Below are 320 nucleotides of genomic sequence, written 5' to 3' on the forward strand. Positions count from 1 at the left end.
TGTTTCCTCTTTCATTGATCAGTTTTAAGATTTGAAGATTTAGTACATCTGCCTGCTGTCTCAATTGTTCCAATTCATTGTTGCTCATTTTTGTCATCCTTTCCTCTGCCCGCACTCGCTTTTTATTTTTGATCTCTTATAATAGGGTTTATTATAAACAAAGATTTCGGAATTGTCACGAAAAAATTCTTTATTACCCAAACGCTTCTAAGCGATAAAGTGTTATGTGTAAGATTATAGCATACTTTTGATGCAAGTAAACCTTTTTTATAAAAAAAACGTCAGCAATCGCTGACGATTTTCTACATGTTATGTTCAAG

Annotated in this window: 1 protein-coding gene; it reads right to left on the reverse strand. The window is 32.5% G+C overall.

Translation table 11 applies throughout. The features are described 5' to 3' along the window. Nucleotides 1-88 (reverse strand): hypothetical protein (locus tag KVT11_RS21160; RefSeq protein ID WP_254636530.1); only part of this gene is annotated, 88 nt, incomplete at its 3' end. Nucleotides 89-320: the final 232 nt, after the last annotated feature.

It is taken from the genome of Bacillus sp. GbtcB10 (assembly GCF_019091365.1).
Taxonomy (GTDB): Bacteria; Bacillota; Bacilli; order Bacillales; family Bacillaceae; genus Bacillus; species Bacillus altitudinis.